The organism is Serratia sp. CY29653 (assembly GCF_052169255.1).
Taxonomy (GTDB): Bacteria; Pseudomonadota; Gammaproteobacteria; order Enterobacterales; family Enterobacteriaceae; genus Serratia; species Serratia sarumanii.
In genome coordinates this window covers 872,912-897,276 of the sequence record NZ_JBJNLC010000001.1, presented here as the reverse complement: position 1 = coordinate 897,276, position 24,365 = coordinate 872,912, and the positions used below count along the sequence as shown (strand labels likewise).

General features: G+C 56.8%; 27 protein-coding genes. 17 read left to right on the top strand and 10 right to left on the bottom strand.

Annotated features, from left to right (window positions below; all coding sequences use genetic code 11):
- The first annotated feature begins 11 nt into the window (after positions 1 to 11).
- Together pncA and ACJ8HN_RS04450 are read left to right on the top strand one after the other, a co-directional pair.
- Positions 12 to 644 carry a bifunctional nicotinamidase/pyrazinamidase gene (pncA, locus tag ACJ8HN_RS04455; protein WP_033654376.1) on the top strand — a complete coding sequence of 211 codons (633 nt, stop codon included), beginning with the start codon at positions 12 to 14 and terminating at the stop codon, positions 642 to 644.
- A 232-nt stretch (positions 645 to 876) separates the two neighbouring features.
- Positions 877 to 2,154, top strand: a complete 1,278-nt coding sequence (locus tag ACJ8HN_RS04450) for a glycoside hydrolase family 18 protein (protein WP_442523111.1) — start codon at positions 877 to 879, stop codon at positions 2,152 to 2,154.
- Positions 2,155 to 2,200: 46 nt separating this feature from the next.
- Here ACJ8HN_RS04450 and ACJ8HN_RS04445 read toward each other — a convergent pair whose 3' ends face one another.
- Entirely contained in the window at positions 2,201 to 2,473 is a 273-nt protein-coding gene (locus ACJ8HN_RS04445; protein WP_033634809.1) for a YeaC family protein, read from the bottom strand.
- Positions 2,474 to 2,536: 63 nt separating this feature from the next.
- Positions 2,537 to 2,950, bottom strand: coding sequence for a peptide-methionine (R)-S-oxide reductase MsrB (gene msrB / locus ACJ8HN_RS04440; RefSeq protein WP_004932219.1), 414 nt, complete (start codon positions 2,948 to 2,950; stop codon positions 2,537 to 2,539).
- A 348-nt stretch (positions 2,951 to 3,298) separates the two neighbouring features.
- Here msrB and gapA point away from each other — a divergent pair, with 348 nt between their 5' ends.
- Both gapA and ACJ8HN_RS04430 read left to right on the top strand, forming a co-directional pair.
- On the top strand, positions 3,299 to 4,294 hold the full coding sequence (gapA, locus tag ACJ8HN_RS04435) for a glyceraldehyde-3-phosphate dehydrogenase (RefSeq protein WP_442523110.1): 996 nt from the start codon (positions 3,299 to 3,301) through the stop codon (positions 4,292 to 4,294).
- Positions 4,295 to 4,377: 83 nt separating this feature from the next.
- Positions 4,378 to 5,253, top strand: a complete 876-nt coding sequence (locus tag ACJ8HN_RS04430) for a D-hexose-6-phosphate mutarotase (RefSeq protein ID WP_442523109.1) — start codon at positions 4,378 to 4,380, stop codon at positions 5,251 to 5,253.
- A 94-nt stretch (positions 5,254 to 5,347) separates the two neighbouring features.
- Here the strand turns inward: ACJ8HN_RS04430 and ACJ8HN_RS04425 are convergent, their stop codons facing one another.
- A complete protein-coding gene (locus tag ACJ8HN_RS04425; protein ID WP_033647613.1) occupies positions 5,348 to 6,112 on the bottom strand; it encodes a MipA/OmpV family protein in 765 nt (254 codons plus the stop codon).
- A 108-nt stretch (positions 6,113 to 6,220) separates the two neighbouring features.
- Positions 6,221 to 6,496 (bottom strand): hypothetical protein, encoded by a 276-nt coding sequence (locus ACJ8HN_RS04420; RefSeq protein ID WP_154067234.1) that lies wholly within the window; start codon positions 6,494 to 6,496, stop codon positions 6,221 to 6,223.
- Between the two features lie 42 nt (positions 6,497 to 6,538).
- Here ACJ8HN_RS04420 and yeaG point away from each other — a divergent pair, with 42 nt between their 5' ends.
- From yeaG to ACJ8HN_RS04390, 6 genes are all read left to right on the top strand, one after another.
- Complete coding sequence (gene yeaG, locus ACJ8HN_RS04415) at positions 6,539 to 8,473, top strand: protein kinase YeaG (protein ID WP_004932230.1); 1,935 nt, start codon at positions 6,539 to 6,541, stop codon at positions 8,471 to 8,473.
- 132 nt (positions 8,474 to 8,605) lie between these two features.
- Complete coding sequence (locus ACJ8HN_RS04410) at positions 8,606 to 9,874, top strand: YeaH/YhbH family protein (RefSeq protein WP_033634813.1); 1,269 nt, start codon at positions 8,606 to 8,608, stop codon at positions 9,872 to 9,874.
- A gap of 337 nt (positions 9,875 to 10,211) precedes the next feature.
- On the top strand, positions 10,212 to 10,442 hold the full coding sequence (locus ACJ8HN_RS04405) for a hypothetical protein (protein ID WP_004932237.1): 231 nt from the start codon (positions 10,212 to 10,214) through the stop codon (positions 10,440 to 10,442).
- Between the two features lie 53 nt (positions 10,443 to 10,495).
- Positions 10,496 to 10,774 (top strand): hypothetical protein, encoded by a 279-nt coding sequence (locus tag ACJ8HN_RS04400; protein ID WP_085286280.1) that lies wholly within the window; start codon positions 10,496 to 10,498, stop codon positions 10,772 to 10,774.
- Between the two features lie 43 nt (positions 10,775 to 10,817).
- Positions 10,818 to 11,063 (top strand): hypothetical protein, encoded by a 246-nt coding sequence (locus ACJ8HN_RS04395; RefSeq protein WP_060427429.1) that lies wholly within the window; start codon positions 10,818 to 10,820, stop codon positions 11,061 to 11,063.
- A 517-nt stretch (positions 11,064 to 11,580) separates the two neighbouring features.
- On the top strand, positions 11,581 to 11,757 hold the full coding sequence (locus ACJ8HN_RS04390) for a GhoT/OrtT family toxin (RefSeq protein ID WP_033634815.1): 177 nt from the start codon (positions 11,581 to 11,583) through the stop codon (positions 11,755 to 11,757).
- Between the two features lie 267 nt (positions 11,758 to 12,024).
- On the opposite strand, the gene ACJ8HN_RS04385 is transcribed toward ACJ8HN_RS04390, so the two are convergent.
- Positions 12,025 to 12,318, bottom strand: coding sequence for a hypothetical protein (locus ACJ8HN_RS04385; protein WP_033634816.1), 294 nt, complete (start codon positions 12,316 to 12,318; stop codon positions 12,025 to 12,027).
- Between the two features lie 225 nt (positions 12,319 to 12,543).
- Between ACJ8HN_RS04385 and ACJ8HN_RS04380 the strand changes: the two genes are divergently transcribed.
- Entirely contained in the window at positions 12,544 to 13,026 is a 483-nt protein-coding gene (locus ACJ8HN_RS04380; protein WP_033654383.1) for a hypothetical protein, read from the top strand.
- 11 nt (positions 13,027 to 13,037) lie between these two features.
- On the opposite strand, the gene ACJ8HN_RS04375 is transcribed toward ACJ8HN_RS04380, so the two are convergent.
- Positions 13,038 to 13,190 carry a hypothetical protein gene (locus ACJ8HN_RS04375; RefSeq protein ID WP_223479875.1) on the bottom strand — a complete coding sequence of 51 codons (153 nt, stop codon included), beginning with the start codon at positions 13,188 to 13,190 and terminating at the stop codon, positions 13,038 to 13,040.
- A gap of 141 nt (positions 13,191 to 13,331) precedes the next feature.
- Between ACJ8HN_RS04375 and ACJ8HN_RS04370 the strand changes: the two genes are divergently transcribed.
- Positions 13,332 to 13,892 carry a 3'-5' exonuclease gene (locus ACJ8HN_RS04370; protein ID WP_033634819.1) on the top strand — a complete coding sequence of 187 codons (561 nt, stop codon included), beginning with the start codon at positions 13,332 to 13,334 and terminating at the stop codon, positions 13,890 to 13,892.
- A 77-nt stretch (positions 13,893 to 13,969) separates the two neighbouring features.
- Positions 13,970 to 15,163, top strand: a complete 1,194-nt coding sequence (locus ACJ8HN_RS04365; protein WP_033634821.1) for a multidrug effflux MFS transporter — start codon at positions 13,970 to 13,972, stop codon at positions 15,161 to 15,163.
- 8 nt (positions 15,164 to 15,171) lie between these two features.
- On the opposite strand, the gene dadX is transcribed toward ACJ8HN_RS04365, so the two are convergent.
- Both dadX and ACJ8HN_RS04355 read right to left on the bottom strand, forming a co-directional pair.
- The gene (gene dadX, locus ACJ8HN_RS04360) at positions 15,172 to 16,245 is read right to left on the bottom strand and encodes a catabolic alanine racemase DadX (RefSeq protein ID WP_103829582.1); all 1,074 of its coding nucleotides are present in this window, start codon (positions 16,243 to 16,245) and stop codon (positions 15,172 to 15,174) included.
- Positions 16,246 to 16,321: 76 nt separating this feature from the next.
- On the bottom strand, positions 16,322 to 17,626 hold the full coding sequence (locus ACJ8HN_RS04355; RefSeq protein WP_074026446.1) for a D-amino acid dehydrogenase: 1,305 nt from the start codon (positions 17,624 to 17,626) through the stop codon (positions 16,322 to 16,324).
- Between the two features lie 542 nt (positions 17,627 to 18,168).
- Between ACJ8HN_RS04355 and ACJ8HN_RS04350 the strand changes: the two genes are divergently transcribed.
- On the top strand, positions 18,169 to 18,486 hold the full coding sequence (locus ACJ8HN_RS04350; protein ID WP_060418882.1) for an antibiotic biosynthesis monooxygenase family protein: 318 nt from the start codon (positions 18,169 to 18,171) through the stop codon (positions 18,484 to 18,486).
- 46 nt (positions 18,487 to 18,532) lie between these two features.
- On the opposite strand, the gene zinT is transcribed toward ACJ8HN_RS04350, so the two are convergent.
- A complete protein-coding gene (gene zinT / locus ACJ8HN_RS04345) occupies positions 18,533 to 19,162 on the bottom strand; it encodes a metal-binding protein ZinT (RefSeq protein WP_181423049.1) in 630 nt (209 codons plus the stop codon).
- Between the two features lie 318 nt (positions 19,163 to 19,480).
- Between zinT and ACJ8HN_RS04340 the strand changes: the two genes are divergently transcribed.
- On the top strand, positions 19,481 to 21,016 hold the full coding sequence (locus ACJ8HN_RS04340) for a SpoVR family protein (protein ID WP_442523108.1): 1,536 nt from the start codon (positions 19,481 to 19,483) through the stop codon (positions 21,014 to 21,016).
- Positions 21,017 to 21,073: 57 nt separating this feature from the next.
- Here the strand turns inward: ACJ8HN_RS04340 and fadR are convergent, their stop codons facing one another.
- Positions 21,074 to 21,793: a fatty acid metabolism transcriptional regulator FadR gene (fadR, locus tag ACJ8HN_RS04335; RefSeq protein ID WP_033634827.1), complete on the bottom strand. Its 720-nt coding sequence runs from the start codon at positions 21,791 to 21,793 to the stop codon at positions 21,074 to 21,076.
- A gap of 243 nt (positions 21,794 to 22,036) precedes the next feature.
- Between fadR and nhaB the strand changes: the two genes are divergently transcribed.
- Positions 22,037 to 23,602: a sodium/proton antiporter NhaB gene (gene nhaB / locus ACJ8HN_RS04330; RefSeq protein WP_049212905.1), complete on the top strand. Its 1,566-nt coding sequence runs from the start codon at positions 22,037 to 22,039 to the stop codon at positions 23,600 to 23,602.
- 120 nt (positions 23,603 to 23,722) lie between these two features.
- Complete coding sequence (gene dsbB / locus ACJ8HN_RS04325; RefSeq protein ID WP_060438577.1) at positions 23,723 to 24,253, top strand: disulfide bond formation protein DsbB; 531 nt, start codon at positions 23,723 to 23,725, stop codon at positions 24,251 to 24,253.
- The last annotated feature ends 112 nt before the right edge of the window (positions 24,254 to 24,365 follow it).

Genomic DNA, 24,365 nt, shown 5'->3' with positions numbered 1-24,365 from the left:
CTGGAGCGGCGATGAAAACGGCCCTGTTGTTGATCGATCTGCAAAACGATTTCTGCCCCGGCGGCGCGCTGGCGGTCACGGCGGGCGACGCCGTCATCCCGGTGGCCAATCAGGCGATCGCCGCCTGTCTGGCGCGTGGCGAGCCGGTGGTGGCCAGCCAGGACTGGCATCCCGCCAATCACCGCAGTTTTGCGGTGAACTCCCATGCGCAGGTCGGCACCCTCGGCGAGCTGGAAGGCCTGCCGCAGGTGTGGTGGCCGGTGCACTGCGTGCAAGGGAGCCACGGCGCCGATTTTCACCCCCAGTTACAGCGGCAACATATCAATGCCGTTTTTCGCAAAGGGCAGGATACGGATATCGACAGCTACAGCGCGTTCTTCGATAACGGCCACCGAGCGCAGACCGAACTGCACGGCTGGCTGCAATCACAGGGCGTCCGGCGGCTGGCAATCATGGGCCTGGCGACCGACTACTGCGTGAAGTTCAGCGTGCTGGATGCGCTGGCCGCCGGCTATCCGACGCAGGTGATCGTCGACGGCTGCCGCGGCGTGAATCTGCAGCCAGACGACAGCGAGCGGGCGCTGCAGGACATGGCGTGCGCCGGTGCGCAACTGGTTACCCTGTCACAATTCCTCGCCAACTAAATCCTCCAGGGCGCCATCAGCGCCCTCTCTGCGCGGTGGCGAAAATTTCGACGCCGCTCACAATATCGCCCTTCTTCTTCCCCAACGGCTTGTGAGCAGCAGGCGCTTTTGCTGTTATGGCTGCGACGCTTTTGGCGTCAATCGGTTATACGCATCCGGGGCCCACTGAGCCCGGCTTTATTGTGACCGCCCCTGGCGGTACGGTCGGCCTTGCCGACCCAAGGAGACAGACATGAAAATAACCCGAAAACTGCTGCCTTTGCTGGCGGCGGTGCAGTTGGCTATGGCCGGCGTAGGCACGGCCCAGGCGGCTTATCTCTCCGTTGGCTACTTCAACGGCGGCGGCGACGTCACCGCCGGCCCCGGTGGCGACATCGACAAGCTGGACGTCACGCAAATCACCCACCTCAACTATTCGTTCGGCCTGATCTACAACGGTGAGAAAGACGAAGCCAATGCAGCGCTGAAAGACCCCACTCGCCGCCACCAGATCTACCTGTCGCCGAAGGTCACGGCCGATCTGCAACGGCTGCCGATACTGCGTAAACAGAACCCCGAGCTGAAAGTGCTGCTGTCGGTCGGCGGCTGGGGCGCACGGGGTTTCTCCGGTGCCGCGGCAACTGCGGAAAACCGGGCGATATTCATCCGCTCCGCGCTGCAGGTGATCGCCCAGTATCAGCTGGATGGCATCGATCTGGACTGGGAATATCCGGTGAACGGCGCATGGGGGCTGGTGGAAAGCCAACCGGCGGATCGCGACAACTTCACCCTGCTGTTGAAAGAGCTTCACCAGGCGCTGGGTAAAGGCAAGTTGTTAACCATCGCCGTCGGGGCCAACGTCAAAAGCCCGCAGGAATGGGTCGATGTGAAAAGCATTGCCCCTTACCTCAACTACATCAATCTGATGACCTACGACATGGCTTACGGCACGCAGTACTTCAATGCCAACCTGTACGATTCAAAGCGTTGGCCAACCGTGGCAGCCGCCGATCGCTACAGCGCCGATTTCGTGGTCAAGAATTATCTGGCTGCCGGCCTGAAACCGGCGCAGATGAACCTGGGCATCGGTTTCTACGGCCGGGTTCCGAAACGGGCGACCGAGGCGGGTATCGACTGGGACAAGCCGGACGCCGCCAAACATCCGGTGACGCAACCTTACTTCAGCGCGCGAGAAACCGCCCTGTTCAACGCGCTGGGGCTGGATCTCAGCAAAGACACTTACTTTAAATACCACGATATCGTCAGCAAATTGCTCAACGATCCCCAGCATCGTTTTCGCGAGCACTGGGATGACGACGCCAAAGTGCCTTACCTGACGCTGCAATCCGCCGAAGGCAAGCCGCTGTTCGCAATCTCCTACGAGAATCCGCGTTCGGTGGCCATCAAGGCCGAATACATCAAAAGTCAGGGATTGGGCGGTGCGATGTTCTGGGAATACAGCGCGGACGATAACAACCAGCTGGCGCAGCAGCTGGCGGAATCGCTGGGGATTAAGGGCGAAAAACGGTGAATCGACGGGGCGATGGCGACATCGCCCCGCTTTCATTAGGGAAGCCTTACTGCGGTTTGAGTTTGGCCAACGGCTCGGCAACGAACTGCTGTTTCAGCTCTTGCTTGCTCTTCATCACGATCTGCCCGTCGGTGCCGATGCTCATGTGCTGCGGATCGACGTTGTTCATCGACTGCCACAGCATCACCGCCTGCAGGCTGTTTTCTTTTTGCTCCGGCGTCAGCGCCACGCCGTCCGGCCATTTGCCTAGCTCAACCGCCTGTACCAGGCGCTGGTATATCTCGGGCGTCATCGCCGCAATCAGATCTTTCACGTCCATCAGAGCCCTTCTCGCTTACGGATGAATAATTAGCTGAATCGATTTTGTTAGTTAAATTACCACTTAACCGGCCGTTTGGTCGCCATTTTCGCCATCGGTAAAGCTCAGTGAAGCGGAATTGACGCAGTAGCGATCGCCGGTCGGCTGCGGGCCATCGGGGAAAACGTGCCCCAGGTGTGCGTCGCAATGGCCACAGCGGATTTCAACACGATGCATATTATGTGAATTATCATCAAGATAACGGATAGCATCGGCGGAAACCGGCTCATAAAAGCTCGGCCAGCCGCAGCCGGAATCGTATTTGGTCTCGGAATAGAACAGCGGCTGGTTACAGCACAGGCAATGGTACACGCCCTCGCGCTTGTTGTGCAGCAATTTGCCGCTGAACGGCGCTTCGGTGCCGCGCTGTTGCGTCACATAACGTTGGATTTCATTCAGTTCCGTGACCGGATGACCGGGGGTTGTCTCTTTAGCCATTTGTGCTTATCTCTGAATGTGGATAATGTCAACGAAAACAATGATTAATAATAACAAAAAATTAACACCGCTGCAGGGGTTTTTGGCCTAAACTGTAGCCCATAAAGGCCACGTCACGATGATATGTGATAGCGATCACACATCTTGCGTATGCTGACTTTATACTTGGCGGCTTGTCCCCATATAACGGATGAGGCCGAGCGCAAATGGACTGTGCAATAAGCGTGCAAAACCACCCTTCCGGTTTGACTTGCCGCAAGAATTGACACGATTCCGCTTGACGCTGGGTAAGGTTTTTGTAATTTTACAACCAACCTTTTATTCACTAACAAATAGCTGGTGGAATATATGACTATCAAAGTAGGTATCAACGGTTTTGGCCGTATCGGTCGCATTGTTTTCCGTGCTGCTCAAGAGCGTTCTGACATCGAGATCGTTGCAATCAACGACCTGTTGGACGCAGAGTACATGGCTTACATGCTGAAGTATGACTCTACTCACGGCCGTTTCAACGGTACGGTAGAAGTTAAAGACGGCCACCTGGTTGTTAACGGCAAAACCATCCGTGTTACCGCAGAGAAAGACCCGGCTAACCTGAAGTGGAACGAAGTGGGTGTTGACGTGGTTGCTGAAGCGACCGGTATCTTCCTGACCGACGAAACCGCACGTAGGCACATCACCGCCGGCGCCAAAAAAGTGGTTCTGACTGGCCCATCCAAAGATGCGACCCCGATGTTCGTGCGCGGCGCCAACTTTGATAAATATGCCGGCCAGGACATCGTGTCCAACGCCTCTTGCACCACCAACTGCCTGGCGCCACTGGCTAAAGTCATCAACGACAACTTCGGTATCGTTGAAGGCCTGATGACCACCGTTCACGCGACCACCGCAACTCAGAAAACCGTTGATGGCCCGTCCCACAAAGACTGGCGCGGCGGCCGCGGCGCATCCCAGAACATCATCCCTTCTTCTACCGGCGCAGCGAAAGCGGTTGGCGTTGTTCTGCCAGAGCTGAAAGGCAAACTGACCGGTATGGCGTTCCGCGTACCGACGCCAAACGTATCCGTTGTTGACCTGACCGTGCGTCTGGAAAAAGCGACTACCTACGAAGAAATCAAGAAAGCCATCAAAGACGCCGCTGAAGGTTCTATGAAAGGCGTTCTGGGCTACGTTGAAGACGACGTGGTTTCCACCGATTTCAACGGCGAAGTGCTGACTTCCGTGTTCGATGCCAAAGCCGGTATCGCACTGAACGACAACTTCGTGAAACTGGTTTCCTGGTACGACAACGAAACCGGTTATTCCAACAAGGTTCTGGATCTGATCGCTCACATCTCCAAGTAATGGCATGATGTTAAGCTGATAATGAGGGCGACATTTTTGTCGCCCTTTTTTATTTGTATCTCCGGCAAACAATAGGTCATGAAATGAACGAGAAAATTTTCACCCTGCCCGTTTCCGAACAGATTTCGCCTTACATCAGCCAGCGGCAACTCGATGAGCTGGGCGTGGTTGTGGTGTCGCATCCGAAAGTGCGCGCGGCCGTCGCGCTGCAAGGCGCCCATTTGCTGGCCTGGCAGCCCAGCGGTGAGCAGCCGGTGATTTGGCTCAGCAACAATACCCCCTTCGCCAAAGGCAAGGCCATCCGCGGCGGCGTGCCGATCTGCTGGCCGTGGTTCGGCCCGGTGGCGCAACCCTCCCACGGTTTTGCCCGCAACCAGCCCTGGAGCCTGACGGCGCACGATGAAGATGACAACGGCGTCATCCTGACCTTTACGCTGAAGGACAATGAGCAGACCCGCAAACTGTGGCCGCACGCTTTCACGCTGATTGCCCGCTTCAAGCTGGGTGCGGAGTGCGAAATCGAACTGGAATCGCACGGCGATTATCAGGCCACGGCGGCGCTGCACAGTTACTTCCAGGTCGGCGACATCGATCGGGTCAGCGTGGCGGGTCTGGGCGAGCCTTATATCGACAAGGTGGCGGGCGGCGCAGAGGCGCTTCAGGAAGGCGAAGTGACCTTCGTCGGCCAAACCGACCGCGTCTATACCCGCCCGGAGGCCTTCAGCCAGATCCGCGATCCGGCGCTCGCGCGCACCATAGAGGTTCACCACCATCATATGAGCGACGTCATCGCCTGGAACCCCGGCGTGGAGCTCTCCTGCAGCATGGGAGATATGCCGAACGACGGTTACAAGACCATGGTCTGCATCGAGACCGGGCGCGTCAGCAAACCGCTGGTCGCCGCCGACGAGCAGCCCGCCCGTTTGGGCGTGACCTTCCGCAGCCGTAAGAAGGCCTGAGGCGCCGCGCGCGACAGCGCACTGCAGATGTGCAAAAGGGGCGCCTGCGCCCCTTTTTGATGCACGCCATGCACGATAATCGTGCAATGCGTGATTAGAAGGTGTAGCTCACACCCGTCATCAACAAACCGGTGTAGGATTTATCCACCATCGGGCTGTCTTTCACTTCATCCGACAACTTCACATAGCGGCCGAGGAAGAAGGCGTTCCAGCTTTTGTTGATCTGGTAATTGGCGCTCAGTTCGAGATACGGCGCCCAGCTATCGCCTGGGGTGTAGCTGTCCAGGCCGCTGCGGCGCGATTCATTGGCGCTGACGCCGTAGTAATATTTGTTCTGGTTTTTGCTGTTCCACATCACGCCTACGCCCGGGACCAGCGTCAGCGCGTCCAGATCAAACTTGTACAGATAAGCCACATCGCCCACCAGCCCGTTGCTGTAGTTCAACGTGTCGCCGGTGAAGGTGGTGCGGAGGGTGCCCCACTCCGCGTGGTGCGAATAAGCCAGGCCGGCCATCAGCGTGCCGCGGCGTTTGTCGAGACGCTTCATGCGATCGTCATCGCTGTCGCCAGGGCGGTAGCCCCATGGCGTGTAGTAACCCATGATGCTCAGCTGGTTTTCTTGATCTTTCCACAGGTAGTAACCGGCGGTCAGAGTACGGAAGTAGAAGTCGTCACCTTCATAGTCGATGACGGGCACCGGATATACGCGATCCTGATAACCGCGATACGCGTCCGGGCTAACCAGCGCGCCGGCGCCGAGTGACCAGGTTCCCGCCTGAGCACTTTGCGCACAAACCATTGCGGAAGCGATAATTGCTAGCGTTTTGAGTTTTGAAATCTTCACTGGTTCTTTTTCCATAAATTACAGGGTTAATAGCCGCAATAGTTTATGTGAAAATTTAGTTGCGCGCCTAATCTTTACAATAGAAAACGACCAAGATCGAATAACTTATAGCGGAATTATGAATTAATCATGGCGGAACGATGACGTTTCATCCTGCAGGCCGCGCCAGACAAGGCATTTGGCTTCCACTGTAATAACTGAGTCATTGATATGACTTAAAAAAAGCTTTTTCTGCGGCAGGAAATTTTCCGGCAAGCAAACTAAGCTTAAATCAGAAGGTGAATTTATCCTGAGCCCAGTGGCAAACAGCGCAACTCGCGATAATAAGCGCACCAAGTTGGCATACGGGTTGCTGTACTCAGGCGTATTCTCATCTTCCGGGGGCCAGAACACTATCACACGCTCTCTTTAACCTGTGCTAATAACGAAAGGACGGGCATCATGAACATATTTGACCACTATCGCCAGCGCTACGAAGCTGCCAAGGACGAAGAGTTCACACTGCAGGAATTTCTTACCATTTGCCGGCAAGATCGCAGTGCCTATGCCAACGCGGCCGAACGTCTGCTGATGGCTATCGGTGAACCTGTGATGGTCGACACTGCGCTAGAATCACGCCTGTCGCGCCTGTTCTCCAACCGCGTGATCGCACGCTATCCGGCCTTTGAAGAATTCTACGGCATGGAAGAGGCCATCGAACAGATCGTCTCTTACCTGAAACACGCCGCGCAGGGCCTGGAAGAGAAGAAACAGATCCTTTACCTGCTCGGCCCGGTGGGCGGCGGTAAATCCTCGCTGGCGGAGCGTCTTAAGGCGTTGATGCAGCGCGTGCCCATCTACACCCTCAGCGCCAACGGCGAACGCAGCCCGGTCAACGATCATCCGCTGTGCCTGTTCAACCCGCAGGAAGATGCCTCGATCCTGGAAAAAGAGTTCAACATCCCGAGTCGCTATCTCGGCACCATCATGTCGCCGTGGGCGGCGAAGCGCCTGCATGAGTTCGGCGGCGACATCACCAAGTTTAAAGTCGTCAAAGTGCGCCCTTCCATCCTGGAGCAGATCGCCATCGCCAAAACCGAACCGGGCGATGAGAACAACCAGGACATCTCGGCGCTGGTCGGTAAAGTGGACATCCGTAAGCTGGAGAATCATGCGCAGAACGATCCGGACGCCTACGGCTACTCCGGCGCCCTGTGCCGCGCCAACCAGGGGATAATGGAATTCGTCGAGATGTTCAAAGCGCCGATCAAGGTGCTGCACCCGCTGCTGACGGCGACCCAGGAAGGCAACTACAACGGCACCGAGGGCATCTCCGCCCTGCCGTTCAACGGCATCATTCTGGCGCACTCCAACGAATCCGAGTGGGTGACCTTCCGTAACAACAAGAACAACGAAGCGTTCCTCGACCGCGTGTACATCGTCAAGGTGCCTTACTGCCTGCGCGTGTCGGAAGAGATCAAGATTTACGACAAGCTGCTGGATCACAGCGAGCTGACCCACGCGCCCTGCGCGCCGGGCACCCTCGAAACGCTGGCGCGCTTTAGCGTGCTGTCGCGGCTGAAAGAGCCGGAAAACTCAAGCATTTACTCGAAAATGCGCGTGTATGACGGTGAAAGCCTCAAGGATACCGATCCGAAAGCCAAGTCCTATCAGGAGTACCGCGACTACGCCGGGGTTGACGAAGGCATGAACGGCCTCTCCACCCGTTTCGCCTTTAAAATCCTCTCGCGGGTATTCAACTTCGATCACGCCGAGGTGGCGGCCAACCCGGTACACCTGTTCTATGTGCTGGAGCAGCAGATCGAACGCGAACAGTTCCCGCAGGATTTGGCCGAGAAATACCTGGAGCACCTGAAAGGCTATCTGATCCCGAAATACGCCGAATTTATCGGCAAAGAGATCCAGACCGCCTATCTGGAATCCTACTCGGAATACGGGCAGAACATTTTTGACCGTTACGTGACCTACGCGGACTTCTGGATCCAGGATCAGGAGTATCGCGATCCCGACACCGGTCAGTTGTTCGACCGCGAGTCGTTGAACGCCGAACTGGAGAAAATCGAGAAACCGGCCGGCATCAGCAACCCGAAAGATTTCCGTAACGAAATCGTGAACTTCGTGCTGCGCGCCCGCGCCAACAACAATGGCCGTAATCCGAACTGGACCAGCTACGAGAAGCTGCGCACAGTGATTGAGAAGAAAATGTTCTCCAATACCGAAGAGCTGTTGCCGGTCATTTCGTTTAACGCCAAAACATCGACGGACGAGCAGAAGAAACACGACGACTTCGTCGACCGCATGATGGAGAAAGGCTATACCCGCAAGCAGGTGCGCCTGCTGTGTGAATGGTATCTGCGGGTCAGAAAATCCTCATAACGCCTCAGGTAAGCGGCATTATCAGGGCCATGTCCACAGTCATGGACGTTGCAGCGCAGCCCAGGGAGGGGCTGGCACATTGCGCTGTCGCGGCCGGGACATGAAGAGTTGGCAACGTCGTTTGGGGGAAGTATGGCCTATTTCATTGACCGGCGGCTGAACGGCAAAAACAAGAGCATGGTGAACCGCCAGCGCTTCTTGCGCCGTTATAAGTCGCAAATCAAACAGTCGATTGCCGAAGCCATCAACAAGCGTTCGGTCACCGACGTAGACAGCGGGGAGTCGGTCTCCATCCCCACTGACGATATCAACGAACCGATGTTTCATCAGGGGCGCGGCGGCACTCGCCATCGCGTTCACCCGGGCAATGACCACTTCGTGCAGAACGATCGCGTTGAGCGGCCTCAGGGCGGCGCAGGCGGTGGCGGCGGCCAGGGCAACGCCAGCCAGGACGGTGAAGGCCAGGATGAATTCGTCTTCCAGATCTCCAAAGACGAGTACCTCGATCTGCTGTTCGAGGATCTCGCCCTGCCCAACCTGAAAAAGAATCAGTACAAGCAGTTGACCGAGTTCAAAACCCATCGCGCCGGCTATACCGCCAACGGCGTGCCGGCCAACATCAGCGTCGTGCGTTCGCTGCAGAACTCGTTGGCGCGACGTACCGCCATGACCGCCGGTAAAAGACGCGCGTTGCACGAGCTGGAAGACGCGCTGACCCAGCTGGAAAACACCGAACCGGTGCAATTGCTGGAAGAGGAGCGGCTGCGCAAGGAAATTGCCGAACTGCGCAAGAAAATCGAAAGCGTACCGTTTATCGATACCTTCGACCTGCGCTACAAAAACTATGAGCGCCGGCCGGAGCCTTCCAGCCAGGCGGTGATGTTCTGCCTGATGGACGTGTCCGGTTCAATGGATCAGGCGACCAAAGACATGGCCAAGCGCTTTTACATTCTGCTTTATCTGTTCCTGAGCCGAACCTACAAGAACGTCGAGGTGGTCTATATTCGCCATCACACCCAGGCGAAAGAGGTGGACGAACAGGAGTTCTTCTATTCGCAGGAAACCGGCGGCACCATCGTCTCCAGCGCGCTGAAGTTGATGAACGACGTGGTCGAAGAGCGTTATGACCCGGCGCAATGGAATATCTACGCCGCGCAAGCGTCGGACGGCGACAACTGGGCCGACGATTCACCGCTGTGCCATGAGCTGTTGGCGAAGAAGATCCTGCCGATGGTGCGTTATTACAGCTACATAGAAATCACTCGCCGCGCTCACCAAACGCTGTGGCGCGAATATGAGGATCTGCAGGCGAGATTCGATAACTTCGCCATGCAGCATATCCGCGAACCGGACGATATCTATCCGGTATTCCGCGAACTGTTTCGCAAACAGACCGTGTGAATAACGTCGCGTGAATGTCACCACAGCCGGAAAACGCCGTTTTCCGGCTGTTTCTTTTTCGCATTATATATTTACATCACCTATGTTTGATTTTTAGGCAATGGCAATATCAATAATAAGTCAGATTCCCCAGAACGGCCGTCTCTATTATTTGTTCTTCTGAGGTTATTCCTAAACATTCGCCTCTGTGCCCACACGGCTTGATAGGAATATTCCCATTCAGTTATCGTTACCCCGTCGCTTAAGTCTCTTCCTAAGCGAAATTTGCCTCATTTTATTTTTCTATGGCTTCTCAGCCCGCTGCGGCGGGCATTTACCTGTCAGCAGGTTAGACATCATGATCGATTACACCCTCTATGGCCTCAACAAGCACGATGTTGATGAATACCATAAGCAAATATGCTGCCTGCTTGGCAAAAACGTGCTGCTGGTGCTGACCGCCAACAAGCCGATAACCAAACAGAACCTGCTCGCCAGCCTTATCCAGGAGATAGAAAAACAGCCCGATGATTATTTTCAGCGGTTGCATCGTGCAGCCATAGAAATGATCGGCGTTAACGGACGCTAAGGCGATATACGTAAGGCAGGCATCTACGCCATTATTGCCGCCGCCGCGTGTCGATGATGCTGTTGATTATTAATATCGATAGCGATATCAGCGAAGGGATAGCCTGCCGCAGAATGTCATCTTTTAGTCCGAAAACCCTTTCTGCCCTTGCTGTATTTCGCGCCGGCCGCCTCATCAATCAAACCCGCCACCTCATCGGCATGGAAACCAGCGAGGTCAACGCATTTCCACCGTATGAATCGCCGAATATCCCCTGCGCGACGCCGCCCCAGAATCAGCGTACCAGCACGATAATGGGTTGTGTGCTCATTGCCGACTCCTGCATCTCATAGACTGCGCCGTAGACAGATGAATGGCTCCCCTTAAGGGAGGCGCGTGGCTGCCTTCGACGCCACGCAGTCCCCATTTTTTATAGTCAGCCTCACGGCGTTCAGCAATGGCGACGACGAGTTAGCGTTCCCGGTTTTCCGGCGTCGCCACGGCCTTATCGAAGCGGCTTACGCCGCAAGGGTGGAGAAAAAAACGATTAAAACTAGGATTTTTACCCATGTCGATCTAAAATTTCGCGCAAAAACAAAGAGAAGTAAATTTAGCCCAACGGGAAAAGGAATGAAGTTGTGAAGGAAATGATCTCCATCGTTTTTATGGCATGCCTGCTGGCGCTGCTGTTTTCGTGGCTGTTCGTCTACGGTCTTAACATTCATTAAACCCGCAACGTCCACAATCCCCCTCCCTGGCCGGCTGGCGGCGCATCGTGACAGATGCGCTAAAACCGGCACTTGAAGGGTTCACGTACCGCCAAACCCGACGCCACCTCACCTTAGCCGTCCGTCCGCCAATACATCATTAATTTTTATGAGTCATAACCCCCATCGCGTTCCCCCCTTCACCGGCTCTTTTACTGCTTAGGGGAGTCACCTCCAGAAAGAGGGTTTGCCTGACGTGAAATGTTACCGGTAACTATGCTGTTGATTTCTTTTGGTAATAAACGTAAGACCGTTAATAACCCTACGTTCTTTATAGAAATAAATTATGCATTCTTATGGATAAAGGTTTGAATAAACGGCCTTTGGTCATTGATTATCACCCGCCAAGCTCCTAGAATTCGCGCGTAAAAATACAACTGGGATCGGGTTTCATGTCGTCGCTGTGGGTTGCAACGCAATACTGTTATTTTATCGGCCTGTTAGTTTCTATGATTTTCACCTACCTGGTTAGCCGGGACACCGTCAAAATTCGCTGTATCAGCGCACTGACCATCGGGTTAACCTGGCCGTTAAGCCTGCCGGTGGTGTTGCTGTTTTCGCTGTTCTGACGCCCCCAATACCTCGCGTGGGTTTTTAAACAGGCGTGCTAATGAAAAGAGGCCGACCACCGGCGCAGTGGATTTTTGGCGCGGGATAAAAAAACGCCAGCGCAAGGCTGGCATGAAAACTGGAAGCAATGTGAGCAATGTCGTGCCGGAGCGGGGGGCACAGAAGGAGACAACCCTTTTCCCCTCACCGGCGATTAAAATGATAATACGTCTCATTATTGAATGTAAAGTCATTTCCCTGCGTAACTCTTCCCTCCTGGAAAAATGTCAGCCGCGCGGCGCACGCCAGCGTTGATACAGCCGCCCTGCGCCCCACACCAGCAGCCAGAGAAAAATATTCACCCCCAACCATAACATCAGCAAGTAGAAGAACGTCTGATAACCGGGTATGCCCCGATCGGCTGAAAACGGGTTAAAGTGGAAAAATTTAACGATCGCAAACGGGTTAAGATTGAAACGGTCAAACACGGCCGCCGTCAACAACGGCGGCAACAACGTATAAAACGCCAGGCTGAACAGCAGCAGGATTTTTGTGCCCGAAGTGTTTTTATAATCTTTCATATCAATGCATTACGTCTTCCATTGTGGTGCGAACACCGCCAAGCGTTCACACGCCAATCGACCCCGCAAGCGCAAAAGAGTTCCAGGAAAACGCGGAAATAAAGCCGATCCGGCGTTTAATTGTCATTTAGCGCTCGGGTGATATATACCCTGTGGATTTTAAATTACGATGTCGCCGCGCCGCCTTCAACCGCAGCGTTCGCATGGCATCATCAGGAGGCATTAATGAAACCGGACGCACTCTCTCTGCCGCCGAACCCGAAAAAGCTCAAGGTCATCTACGGCTGGTATATTTACGTGATCTATAGCCTGCTGGTTTTCAACATTTACATGGCGGTCTACAACGTCTGCGTTCGGCATCCGATCGAGGCCCCGCTGCTGTCGCTGTTTCACAGCCTGTTCCTCGCGCTGATGCTGCAGCAGGTGCTCAAGAAGAACGTCGTTTTCGCCTGGGTCTTGCTCAGCTATTTTATTCTGATGCGCCTGTATTACGCCAATGTGCTGCATGTTGAGTTCACGCTGGTGAGCCGTGGCCTGGTGCTGCTGATTCTGACGCTGCTTCTTACCGGCGCCGTGGCCGTCGGGCAACTGGCCACGCCGCCGCAGCGGCATGACTGGCTGGCGCGGCTGGGCTGGCGGCAATGGGGAGCGCTCACGGCGCTGGCGGCCATCCTGACGCCGCTGATTACCACCGACTATCTGGGATAAACAGGGGGCTATTAGGGGATGTGCGGTTCGGAAATGTCTACGATACGGCAGATTTTAGTGTAGTTACCCGCCTTCTCACAGATCTTGTCCGTGACGAACATGCCAAGGTAGCCCAGCAGCAGCAAGTAGCCGACCATGCACAGAATAAAGATAAGCGTTCTCACCGATAGCGACCAACCTGACAAGAGTATCCCGAATATCATAACCTGAACGCGGCGCTTTAAAAGGATTTCATGCGCACACAGCCCTCATCGGCGCACGTTCTGTAGTAACATTAAGCCACCACGCAACCGCCGGATACGCCGATGCACCATCTGATGTTAGACATTGAAACCCTGGATATAAAACCCAGCGCCGTCATTCTGGTGGTGGCGGCGGTGTTTTTCGATCCCCGAACCGGGGAGCTGGGCGCCGAATTCGAAGCCGCCGTCAGCAGCCAGAAAGACCAGCCGGGCCGTACCATTAGCCTGGATACGGTCGCCTGGTGGGCGAAACAGTCCGATGAGGCCCGCAAACAGGCCTTCAGCGGCACCGAGAGCCTGAAACGCGTGCTGAGCAGCCTCAGCCGCTTTATCCATATGAACAGCACCGACACGGTGAAAGTCTGGGGCAACGGCAAAGAGTTCGACTGCGCGATCCTCGAACACGCCTTCCAGCAATTGGAAATGCCCTGCCCGTGGAAATTCTGGGATACCCAGGACGTGCGCACGGTGATCACGCTGGCGGAACTGCACGGCTTTAACCCGAAAAAAGCCCGCCCGTTCGAAGGTATGCCGCATCGCGCGCTGGATGATGCTCGCCACCAGGCCCGTTATGTGGCCGATACCGTCTCGGCGCTCTATTACCGCCAAGGGGCGCAGCGCTGACCCGCTTTGCCCCTTTTCATTTGCCGCCAGAGTCTCTACTCTAGCCCTCTTTGTCACTTGGACGTGCCTTTCCTGTTATGCAAAAGTTTCTGTTTATGCTTCTCAGCCTGGTGCTGCTCGGCCCATTAGGCATCGATCTTTACCTGCCGACCATTCCCGCCATTGCCGTCGGCCTGGGCAGCAGCGAAGCGCTGATCCAATCCACCATTTCACTGTTTATTCTGGTGCTTGGCCTCGGCCAGGTCATCGCCGGGCCGCTGGTGGATAACTATGGCCGCAAGCCGGTGGCGCTGGCCGGCATTATCCTCTACATGATCGGCGCCGCGATGGCGGCGCTGGCCACCAGTCCAACGGTTTTCATCGCTTCGCGTCTGCTGCAAGGGGTGGCGGTTTGCTGTACCGCCGTCGTCGCCTTCAGCGGCGTGCGCGATCGCCTGAATGGCGACGATGCCGCCCGCGCTTTCGGCTTTCTCAACGGCACGCTGAACATCATCCCGGCGCTGGCGCCGCTGCTCGGCGGCCTGCTCGCCGAAGCCTTCGGCTGGCGCGCCCCCTTCTGGTTCCTGGTCGGCTACGCGCTGCTGGTGTTGGTGCTGATCGCGCTGCGCCTGCCGGAAACTCGCCCTGCCGACACCGTGCCGGTCAAAGGGCTGCCGGTGCGCCAATACGCGCGCATCCTCAGCGATCGCCGTTTCCTCTCCTTTGCGGTGGTGAACTCCGGGGCGATGGGCATGGCGCTGACCTACGTTTCTCTGGCGCCGAACGTGCTGATGGGCACCGCCGGCCTGACCCCGCTGCAATTCTCGCTGGTGTTCGGCGCCAACGGTTTCTGGATCATGCTGGTCAGCTTCTTCGCCAACCGCATCATCCACAAGGTCGGCCGCCCGGTTTGTCTGGCGACCGGCGGCATGTTGATGGGGCTGGGCTGTCTGGGCCTGCTGCTGGGCGTTATGCTGCTGCCCGCGACGGCGCAAGCGCACTGGCTGGCATATATGTTGCCGGTCGCCAGCGCCTGCGCCGGGTTGGCGTTCGTGATGGGCCCGGCCACCAGCTACGCGCTGGAGCCGTATTCCAATGAGGCCGGCGTCGCGTCCGCGCTGGTCGGTTTCGTGCAGATGGCGGGAGGTGCCGCGCTGGGTCTGGTGGCGATGGCGTTGCCGCTGCAACCGAAGCTGTCGCTGGCGCTGGTGATGCTGGCGGGCTGCCTGCTGGCGCTGCACGCGCGGCGGCTCAGCAAGCAGATTAAAGGGCAGATCAGAAAAGTCGCCTGAGCCGCGGCTCAGGCTTCAATGGCGACCGGCACCCGCGCCGCTAACGCCGACAGCAGCTCATAGCCCAACGTCCCTGCCGCCGTGGCCACCTCGTCCACCGGCAGGCGTTTCCCCCACAGCTCCACTTCGGCGCCCAGCTCGACTTGCGGACAGGGCGTCAGATCCACCGCCAGCATATCCATCGATACCGTTCCCAGGGTGCGCGTCAGCACGCCGTCAACCCATACCGGCGTGCCGGTCGGCGCATGACGCGGATAGCCGTCGGCGTAACCGCAGGCCACCACGCCAATACGCTGCGCGCCGGCGGCGCTGTAACGGCCGCCGTAACCCACGCGATCGCCAGACTTCAGCTGCTGAATGCCGATGATCTCGCTGCTCAGCGTCATCGCCGGCTGTAACCCCGTCGCCGCAACGTCATTCCAGCACCCACTCGGCGAAGCGCCATACAGAATGATCCCAGGGCGTACCCAACTGCCGTGGGTCGAAGGATGCCACAGCGTGGCGGCCGAGTTGGCCAGGCAGCGCGGCAGCGGGATATCGGCAGCGGCCGCCTCGATGGTAGCCATCTGCTGGGTCACGCCTTCCGGGCCGTCGGCGGTGGCGAAATGGCTCATCAGCGTAAGCTCGCCGATGTTGGCAATCGCCTGCGCCCTGCGCCACACCTCGTGCAGCCGCTCGGGTGCGAACCCCAGCCGATTCATGCCGCTGTTCACTTTCAGATAGACATTGAGCGGCGCGCTCAGCGTGGCATCGGCGATCGCCGCCAGCTGCCAGTCGCTGTGCACCGCCGTCGTCAGGCGATAACGATCGAGCAACGCCAAATCCTGCGGCTGGAAGAAACCTTCCAGCAGAAGAATCGGCCCTTGCCAACCCGACTCACGCAGCAGCACCGCTTCGGCCAGATCCAGCATGGCGAAGCCGTCGGTTTGCGCCATGCTGCGCCAAACGTGTTTGATGCCGTGGCCATAGGCGTTGGCCTTGACCACCGCCCAGACTTTGGCGCCGGGGGCGAAACGGCGCACCACCTGCAGGTTATTTTCAATTGCGCCAAGATGCATCGTGGCGGTTATCGGACGGGGCATCGCTTCTCCTTGGGGCAGCGTACAGCGGCCACGCGCGCCTGCGCGTGGCCGGGAAAGTCTATGACAGCGTCGACGATTAACGCGCGGGATGCACGTCGTTCAGCGGAACCGCGTGTTGCTGGCGAAACCCGGCGCTGTAACGCGCCACCGCCAGATCATCGGAAGGGATCGCCGGCGTAATGCCGGACATCAGATCGGACAACAACTGCCCGGAACCGCAGGCCATCGTCCAGCCCAACGTGCCATGCCCGGTATTGAGATACAGGTTCTTCAGCGAAGTGCGGCCGACAATGGGCGTACCGTCCGGCGTCATCGGCCGCAGGCCGGTCCAGAACGTCGCGTCTTCCACTCTGCCGCCGTTCGGGTAGAGATCGCGCACCACCATCTCCAGCGTTTCGCGCCGTTTTTGCTCCAACTGCGTATTGAAACCGACGATCTCCGCCATGCCGCCGACGCGGATGCGCTGATCGAAACGGGTGATGGCGATTTTGTACGTCTCGTCCAACACCGTGGAGAACGGCGCCGCCGCTTCATCGGTGATCGGAATGGTCAGCGAATAGCCCTTCAGCGGATAAACCGGGATAGAAACCAGGCCGCGCAGCAGCGCCGTGGAATACGAACCGAACGCCACCACGTAGCTGTCGGCTTTAAACACGTCCTCGCCGCACTGCACGCCGGCGATCTTGTCGCCCTCCACCAGCAGGCGGTCAACGCTGCGGTTGAACAGGAAGGTTACGCCCGCCTGCTGCGCCATTTTCGCCAGCTGCTGCGTAAACAGCTGGCAATCGCCGGTTTCGTCGTTCGGCAGCTGCAGGCCGCCGGTCAGCTTGTGCGCCACCTGCGCCAGCGCTGGCTCGACGCTGCCGAGCTGGCCGGCTTCCAGCAATCTGTAAGGCACACCGGCATCTTCCAATACCGCAATGTCTTTCGCTGCGTTTTCGAACTGTTGTTGGGTGCGGAACAGCTGCAGCGTGCCGCCCTGGCGACCTTCGTACTGGATGCCGGTCTCCTGACGCAGCGCCTTGATACAGTCGCGGCTGTATTCCGCCAGGCGCACCATGCGGCCTTTGTTGGTCATGTAGTGTTCGGTGTTGCAGTTTTTCAGCATCTGCCACATCCAGTTCAACTGGAAGCTGCTGCCGTCGAGGCGGATCGCCAACGGCGCATGGCGCTGGAACATCCACTTGATGGCCTTCAACGGCACGCCCGGTGCCGCCCAGGGTGCGGCATAACCCGGTGAAATCTGCCCGGCGTTCGCCGCGCTGGTTTCCAGTGCCGGGCCAGGCTGACGATCGATCACCGTCACCTCATGCCCTGCCTTCGCCAAATACCAGGCACTGGCTACGCCCACCACTCCACTACCTAAAATTACCACTCGCATCGCTGACTCCAGCCCAAGGCCTCACAAAGCATAATCTTCTGCTCACAGGAAATTAACTCAGTGAAAAAATCCGTCCAACAACTTCGTCATCAAACGTGACAATATTCACAATTAATTTATCGTCGATGAGCCGAGCATTTGCAATAGCCGCTCGTAAATAGCGATAAGATGCGGTTTAGAAGGGATTATAGCGTCAGACCGCCGCTGAATCGATAGCAATGCTATCAATGACAGCAGTCAAAAAAGGCGTAATAAGCAACATTGATTTAACAGAATATAAAAACATCAGCCAACATATAAACAGAATAAAAAACCGATAAAATAAAAAATACCAACATAACAGACAAAATGAATCCCCTCTCCCCGCAGCAGAAAAAACGCGTAAAATTTCGGCAAAAAATTAACCTTGTTTTTACCACTGGAATAAAACAGGCGAATGCCTTATCCCCGCCCGTTTAGGTTGAACGCGGCAGCACGATATGAACGTTGAAGCCAGAAGCAGATCCTAAAGTTCACATTGTCGCTTTTCTGGAGAACCCCTTATGTTCATCGCCATCTACCGGTTCTCAGTCAAAACCGGACACGAACACGCCTTTCGCCTGGCCTGGCTTGAGTTGACCCAAGGGATCTATCTGCAGCGCGGCAGCCTCGGCTCGCGCCTGCATCGAGATATGAGCGGGAAGTTTATCGGCTATGCGCAATGGCCAAGCCGAGCCGCATGGGAAAACGCCGGTGATATTCAGTTGGATGAACGCTACCGGCAAGCCCGGGAGCGAATGCGGGCGACCCTGTTGGCGGATGAAACATTATTTGAAATGGCAGTGACGGACGATTACCTGCAAATCAGACCGTTTGACTGAGCACAAGCCCACATAAGCGGGCTTGTGGTGACGGGAGCGAGTGGCATCAATGATGCAGCATCTCGTCCACGACTTCTTTGGTCTGCAGTTGGAATGGGTAATACGTCGGCCAGTTGTCCATTTCTTTCAGCAACGCTTCCTGCGACGTGTTGCCCATAAAGATATGGAAATGTGCCGATTTGCGCGGGCCGATAATATGATCGCTGAACTGCACGAATTTCGGCGCCAGGCTGCCGGCATCCTGGCATTCGAACAGATAACGCACGCCCTTTTTACCGGAAACATAGGTCAAGATCTTGTGCCCGGCGTACTTATACTGACAGGCGCTGGATTGGTCGCCACGATGAAACTCCATGACGCCGTTTTCAATGCCGATGGTATCCACATCGGTAGCATACCCTTTTCGGTAATACGCTTTTACTTCCTCGAAGGTCTTGCTCTTATCCTTTGCCGCTTTCTTCTTGAACACCGGGTCAAGATCCCCATTGAGCAGATAAGGATACACGGATTGCCAGACGCCCTCCCAATCCGCCAGATTGCGATCTTTGACGTCCTTATCGTCGAACACGCCCGCCTCCGCTTTTTTTTCCACCTCCGTCAGCGGCTTGCCATGTGAATGATGCCCGTGGGCAAACGCCTGCCCGCTGATAAACAGTGCGGCCAGCGCCACCGCCAGTTTGCCAAAATGCCTCGCCAAAATGCGCTCCTTGTCCGTTATGAGAAAAATTAAAAGTTACAATATAACATAACATTTTTCAATCCCTGTCGCGCAGCAGGCAGTGTGTTGCGCGCCCTTGCCGCAGGGCTATACTCGGAGAGGGAGCCAAGTGCTGAGGCGCTTTCTGCCGGGACGGGCGCCGGATTGACCGCCGCTCGCTCCCTTGCGTACCGGCATTTTTATTTCACTGATTTGCAATGGTTAATTATGACTTGAACTATGCTTGATACAGGGTTTGCCGTTTGAGCAAGACCCGTGAATAATGAGGGTGCGCTGATGACTACTTCAACACATGAAAAGGTCAAGGATGACAAACGTCTGAGCGATGGACCGGACTGGACGTTCGAACTGCTGCAGGTGTATTTGGAGCAGATTGACCGCGTCGCCAAGCATTACCGGCTCGACACCTACCCCCATCAGATCGAGGTGATCACCTCCGAGCAGATGATGGACGCCTATTCGAGCGTCGGCATGCCGATCAACTATACCCATTGGTCCTTCGGCAAGAAATTCATCGAAACCGAACAGCGCTACAAACAGGGCCAGCAAGGGCTGGCGTATGAAATCGTCATCAACTCCAATCCCTGCATCGCCTACCTGATGGAGGAGAACACCATCACCATGCAGGCGCTGGTGATGGCGCACGCCTGCTATGGCCACAACTCGTTCTTCAAGAATAACTATCTGTTCCGCAGTTGGACCGACGCCAGCTCCATCGTCGATTATCTGCTGTTCGCCCGCCACTACATCAGCCAGTGCGAAGAACGCTACGGCGTCGATGAAGTGGAGCGGCTGCTGGACTCCTGCCACGCGCTGATGAACTACGGGGTCGACAGGTACAAACGCCCGCAGAAAATCTCACTGGTGGAAGAGAAAGCGCGCCAGAAAAGCCGCGAAGAGTATCTGCAAAGCCAGGTGAACACGCTGTGGAAGACCCTGCCACGCGTCGAACGTGAAGAGTCGCCGGAGCAGGCGCGCCGCTATCCGAGCGAGCCGCAGGAAAACATCCTCTATTTTATCGAGAAAAATGCGCCGCTGCTGGAACCCTGGCAGCGTGAGGTGCTGCGCATCGTGCGCAAAGTCAGCCAGTATTTTTATCCGCAAAAACAGACTCAGGTGATGAACGAGGGCTGGGCCACTCTCTGGCACTACACCATCCTCAACCATTTGTACGACGAGGGCCGTGTGACCGAGCGGTTTATGCTGGAGTTTTTGCACAGCCACACCAACGTGGTGTATCAGCCGCCGTACAACAGCCCGTACTATAATGGCATCAACCCTTATGCGCTGGGCTTCGCCATGTTCCAGGACATCAAGCGAATCTGCCAGTCGCCAACCGAAGAAGACCGCTACTGGTTCCCGGACATCGCCGGCAAAGACTGGCTGGACACCTTGCACTTCGCCATGCGCGACTTCAAGGACGAGAGCTTTATCAGCCAGTTCCTGTCGCCCAAAGTGATGCGCGATTTCCGGTTGTTCACCGTACTGGACGACGATCGCAACAACTATCTGGAAATTGCCGCGATCCACAACGAGGCCGGTTACCGGGCGATCCGCCAGGAGCTGTCGGCGCAATACAACCTGAGCAATCACGAGCCGAACATTCAGATCTGGAACGTGGATCTGCGCGGCGATCGCTCGCTGACGCTGCGCTACATCCCGCAGGAACGCGCACCGCTGGATAAGAGCCGCCGCGACGTGTTGAAGCACCTGCATCGCCTGTGGGGCTTCGACGTGATCCTCGAACAGCAAAACGAAGACGGCAGCGTGGAGTTGCTCGATCGCTGCCCGCCGCGGCCGACGCCGCTGTAACCGCCACAACGACAAAGGGCGCCGCATGGCGCCCTTCGTTATTTCATCGACACGCGATTAGCGACGCGCTTCGGTCAGATCGCTTGGCATGGTGCCCTGCATGCTCTGCCAAATCGCCCCGCTGTCTTTACCGTAGTTGCGCACGGTATCCATCACCTGGTCGTACAGCTTCTCATGGCACAGCGTGGACAGCTTGCTGTAGAAGGCCAGCGCCAGCTTGCGCGCTTCCGGGTTGGAGAAGTAGTAACGGCCCACGCGGGTATACAGCCCTTTCAGGCCGTTGAAAATCAGGCCGTAGATCGGGTTGCCGGAAGCGAACGCCAAGCCGCGGAAGATCTCGTAATCGAGCAGATTGAAAGCGTCCGCCTGATCTTCCACCTCGGCGGCTTTCGCCAGCACTTCCTGCGCCTGCTCAGGATGATTGCGCACCGCGGCGCGAATAAAGATCGACGCGATATTGGTGCGCACGGACAGCAGGTTATCGATCAGCTGCGGGACGCTTTTGTGATCGAGACGGGCTACGGTCTCAAGGATATTGAGGCCGGACGTTTCCCAGAAATTGTTCACTTTGGTCGGTTTGCCATGCTGAATGGTCAACCAGCCATCGCGGGCCAGACGTTGCAACACTTCACGTAACGTGGTGCGCGTGACGCCAATCAACTCCGAAAGCTCACGCTCCGCGGGCAAAATAGAGCCAGGGGGGAAGCGATTATTCCAAATACTCTCAATAATGTACTCTTCCGCGAAACCGGCAGGACTCTGCGCCTTTATGACCATGTGTTTGACGTTCCGTTGCGACGATAAAATCAGTAAAAGTAATCAGCTCATCATACCAGATCGCGCTGACATGACATAGCGTGAGCGAAAAACAATAAACGAAAGTGTGCATAACGTGGCAAAAAACGAGCAAAAACACCGGCCGGCAGAAATTTGCCGCCGTAAAACAAGCTCCGGTTGCGCCCGCCCCCGCCGCATTGTTAGGGTACGTGCTACGACTGATTTAAGGATGCATAAAGGACAATGGAAACAACCTTGCGCAGCGCCCTGCTCAAAAATTTTCTGGGGCAATCTCCCGACTGGTACAAACTGACCATTCTCATTTTTCTGGCGATCAACCCCCTGGTGTTCTTTTTCGCCAGCCCGTTTATCGCGGGCTGGCTGCTGGTGGTCGAGTTCATCTTTACCCTGGCGATGGCGCTGAAATGCTATCCGCTGCTGCCGGGCGGCCTGCTGGCGCTGGAGGCGGTGGCCATCGGCATGACCAGCCCAGCGCAGGTTTCGCAGGAAATCGAACATAACCTGGAAGTGCTGCTGCTGCTGATCTTTATGGTGGCCGGCATCTACTTTATGAAGCAGCTGCTGCTGTTCGTGTTCACCAAGCTGCTGCTCAACATCCGTTCGAAAACGCTGCTGTCGCTGGCGTTCTGCCTGGCCGCCGCCTTACTTTCCGCCTTCCTCGACGCGCTGACGGTGGTGGCGGTAGTGATCAGCGTGGCCACCGGCTTTTATTCCATCTATCACAACGTGACCTCGAATCGCCCCGATGGCGACATCGGCGATGACAGCGATTTCGCCGGTGAAGAGCGTAAACAGACGCTGGAGCAATTCCGCGCCTTTCTGCGCAGCCTGCTGATGCACGCCGGCGTCGGCACCGCGCTCGGCGGGGTCATGACCATGGTGGGCGAGCCGCAGAACCTGATCATCGCCAAAAACGCGGGCTGGGGCTTTATCGATTTCTTCCTGCGTATGGCGCCGGTCACGCTGCCGGTGTTGGTGTGCGGCCTGCTGGTTTGTTGGCTGGTAGAACGTTTTCGCCTGTTTGGCTACGGCGCGCAGTTGCCGGAGGCGGTGCGCGACGTGCTGAAAGAGTATGACCGCAAGGCCACCGCGGGCCGCAGCAAGCAAGAACGGCTCAAACTGGTGATGCAGGCGCTGATCGGCGTTTGGCTGGTGCTGGCGCTGGCCTTCCACCTGGCGGAAGTGGGGCTGATCGGCCTGTCGGTGATCGTGCTCGCCACCTCCCTGTGCGGCGTGAACGATGAGCACGCCATCGGCAAAGCGTTCCAGGAAGCGCTGCCGTTCACCGCTCTGCTGACGGTGTTTTTCACCGTGGTCGCGGTGATCATCGAACAGCACCTGTTCAGCCCGGTGATCCAGTTCGTGCTGCGCGCCGAGCCCGCCTCTCAGCTTTCGCTGTTCTATCTGTTCAACGGCCTGCTGTCGTCGGTTTCCGACAACGTGTTCGTCGGCACGGTTTACATCAACGAGGCGCGCACCGCGCTGGAAACCGGCGCTATCGGGCTGAAGCAGTTCGAGCTGCTGGCGGTCGCCATCAATACCGGCACCAACCTGCCATCGGTTGCCACCCCTAACGGGCAAGCGGCGTTTCTGTTCCTGCTGACGTCGGCATTGGCGCCGCTGGTGCGTCTGTCGTATGGCCGTATGGTGTGGATGGCCCTGCCTTATACGGTGGTGCTGACGGTGGTTGGCTTGCTGTGCGTCCAGTTCACGCTGGAACCGGCGACCGAGCTGTTGACCCAGTGGCATTGGCTGACGCTGCCGCCCGTCGACGCCGTCGGCCACTGAAACGGTGCCGGCAGGGTGAACCGACTATTTTTACGCTGAATCCAGCCCAGGTGGCTGGCAGCGAGGAGGAATTGGTTTACACTGCCGGTTCAATTGCTTACTGCATGGAAGAATCTAGATATGTTGCAATTCTTTAACCGCTGTTCACAAGGACGCGGCGCCTGGCTGCTAATGGCCCTGACAGCGTTGGTGTTGGAACTGGTCGCGCTCTATTTTCAGCACGTTATGCTGCTGCAGCCGTGCGTGATGTGCATTTATGAGCGTTGTGCGCTGTTCGGCATTCTCGGTGCCTCTCTGGTGGGCGCCATCGCGCCGAAAACCCCGCTGCGCTACGCGGCGATCTTGCTGTGGATCTACAGCGCCTGGGAAGGCCTCCAGCTGGCGTGGAAGCACACCATGATCCAGTTGCACCCTTCGCCGTTCAATACCTGCGACTTCTTCGTGAGCTTCCCTTCGTGGCTGCCGCTGGACAAATGGCTGCCGGCGGTGTTCCACGCTTCCGGCGACTGCTCCGTGCGCCAATGGCAATTCCTGACGCTGGAAATGCCGCAGTGGCTGGTCGGCATCTTCGGCGCCTATCTGCTGGTGGCGCTGATTGTGCTGATCGCACAATTTGTTCGCCCACGTCGCCGCGATCTGTTCGGCCACTGATCGGCTGACAAACAACAACGGCGCCGAAAGGCGCCGTTTTTTTAGGTATTGCTGTCACATTCCGAGATAAAACCCTCTCAGGTATGTGTAAGGAAGTAAACGAGCACGATCA

Coding starts and splice junctions, on each gene's coding strand:
- gapA (WP_442523110.1), top strand. CDS start 3,299: ATGACTATCAAAGTAGGTATCAACGGTTTTGGCCGTATCGGTCGCATT.
- ACJ8HN_RS04400 (WP_085286280.1), top strand. CDS start 10,496: ATGATGCTGTTGATTATTAATATCGATAGCGATATCAGCGAAGGGATA.
- pncA (WP_033654376.1), top strand. CDS start 12: ATGAAAACGGCCCTGTTGTTGATCGATCTGCAAAACGATTTCTGCCCC.
- ACJ8HN_RS04425 (WP_033647613.1), bottom strand. CDS start 6,112: ATGGAAAAAGAACCAGTGAAGATTTCAAAACTCAAAACGCTAGCAATT.
- fadR (WP_033634827.1), bottom strand. CDS start 21,793: ATGGTCATAAAGGCGCAGAGTCCTGCCGGTTTCGCGGAAGAGTACATT.
- msrB (WP_004932219.1), bottom strand. CDS start 2,950: ATGGCTAAAGAGACAACCCCCGGTCATCCGGTCACGGAACTGAATGAA.
- ACJ8HN_RS04365 (WP_033634821.1), top strand. CDS start 13,970: ATGCAAAAGTTTCTGTTTATGCTTCTCAGCCTGGTGCTGCTCGGCCCA.
- ACJ8HN_RS04350 (WP_060418882.1), top strand. CDS start 18,169: ATGTTCATCGCCATCTACCGGTTCTCAGTCAAAACCGGACACGAACAC.
- ACJ8HN_RS04405 (WP_004932237.1), top strand. CDS start 10,212: ATGATCGATTACACCCTCTATGGCCTCAACAAGCACGATGTTGATGAA.
- ACJ8HN_RS04380 (WP_033654383.1), top strand. CDS start 12,544: ATGAAACCGGACGCACTCTCTCTGCCGCCGAACCCGAAAAAGCTCAAG.
- ACJ8HN_RS04370 (WP_033634819.1), top strand. CDS start 13,332: ATGCACCATCTGATGTTAGACATTGAAACCCTGGATATAAAACCCAGC.
- ACJ8HN_RS04390 (WP_033634815.1), top strand. CDS start 11,581: ATGTCGTCGCTGTGGGTTGCAACGCAATACTGTTATTTTATCGGCCTG.
- ACJ8HN_RS04340 (WP_442523108.1), top strand. CDS start 19,481: ATGACTACTTCAACACATGAAAAGGTCAAGGATGACAAACGTCTGAGC.
- ACJ8HN_RS04410 (WP_033634813.1), top strand. CDS start 8,606: ATGGCCTATTTCATTGACCGGCGGCTGAACGGCAAAAACAAGAGCATG.
- ACJ8HN_RS04445 (WP_033634809.1), bottom strand. CDS start 2,473: ATGGACGTGAAAGATCTGATTGCGGCGATGACGCCCGAGATATACCAG.
- nhaB (WP_049212905.1), top strand. CDS start 22,037: ATGGAAACAACCTTGCGCAGCGCCCTGCTCAAAAATTTTCTGGGGCAA.
- ACJ8HN_RS04450 (WP_442523111.1), top strand. CDS start 877: ATGAAAATAACCCGAAAACTGCTGCCTTTGCTGGCGGCGGTGCAGTTG.
- yeaG (WP_004932230.1), top strand. CDS start 6,539: ATGAACATATTTGACCACTATCGCCAGCGCTACGAAGCTGCCAAGGAC.
- ACJ8HN_RS04385 (WP_033634816.1), bottom strand. CDS start 12,318: ATGAAAGATTATAAAAACACTTCGGGCACAAAAATCCTGCTGCTGTTC.
- ACJ8HN_RS04355 (WP_074026446.1), bottom strand. CDS start 17,626: ATGCGAGTGGTAATTTTAGGTAGTGGAGTGGTGGGCGTAGCCAGTGCC.
- ACJ8HN_RS04430 (WP_442523109.1), top strand. CDS start 4,378: ATGAACGAGAAAATTTTCACCCTGCCCGTTTCCGAACAGATTTCGCCT.
- dsbB (WP_060438577.1), top strand. CDS start 23,723: ATGTTGCAATTCTTTAACCGCTGTTCACAAGGACGCGGCGCCTGGCTG.
- dadX (WP_103829582.1), bottom strand. CDS start 16,245: ATGCCCCGTCCGATAACCGCCACGATGCATCTTGGCGCAATTGAAAAT.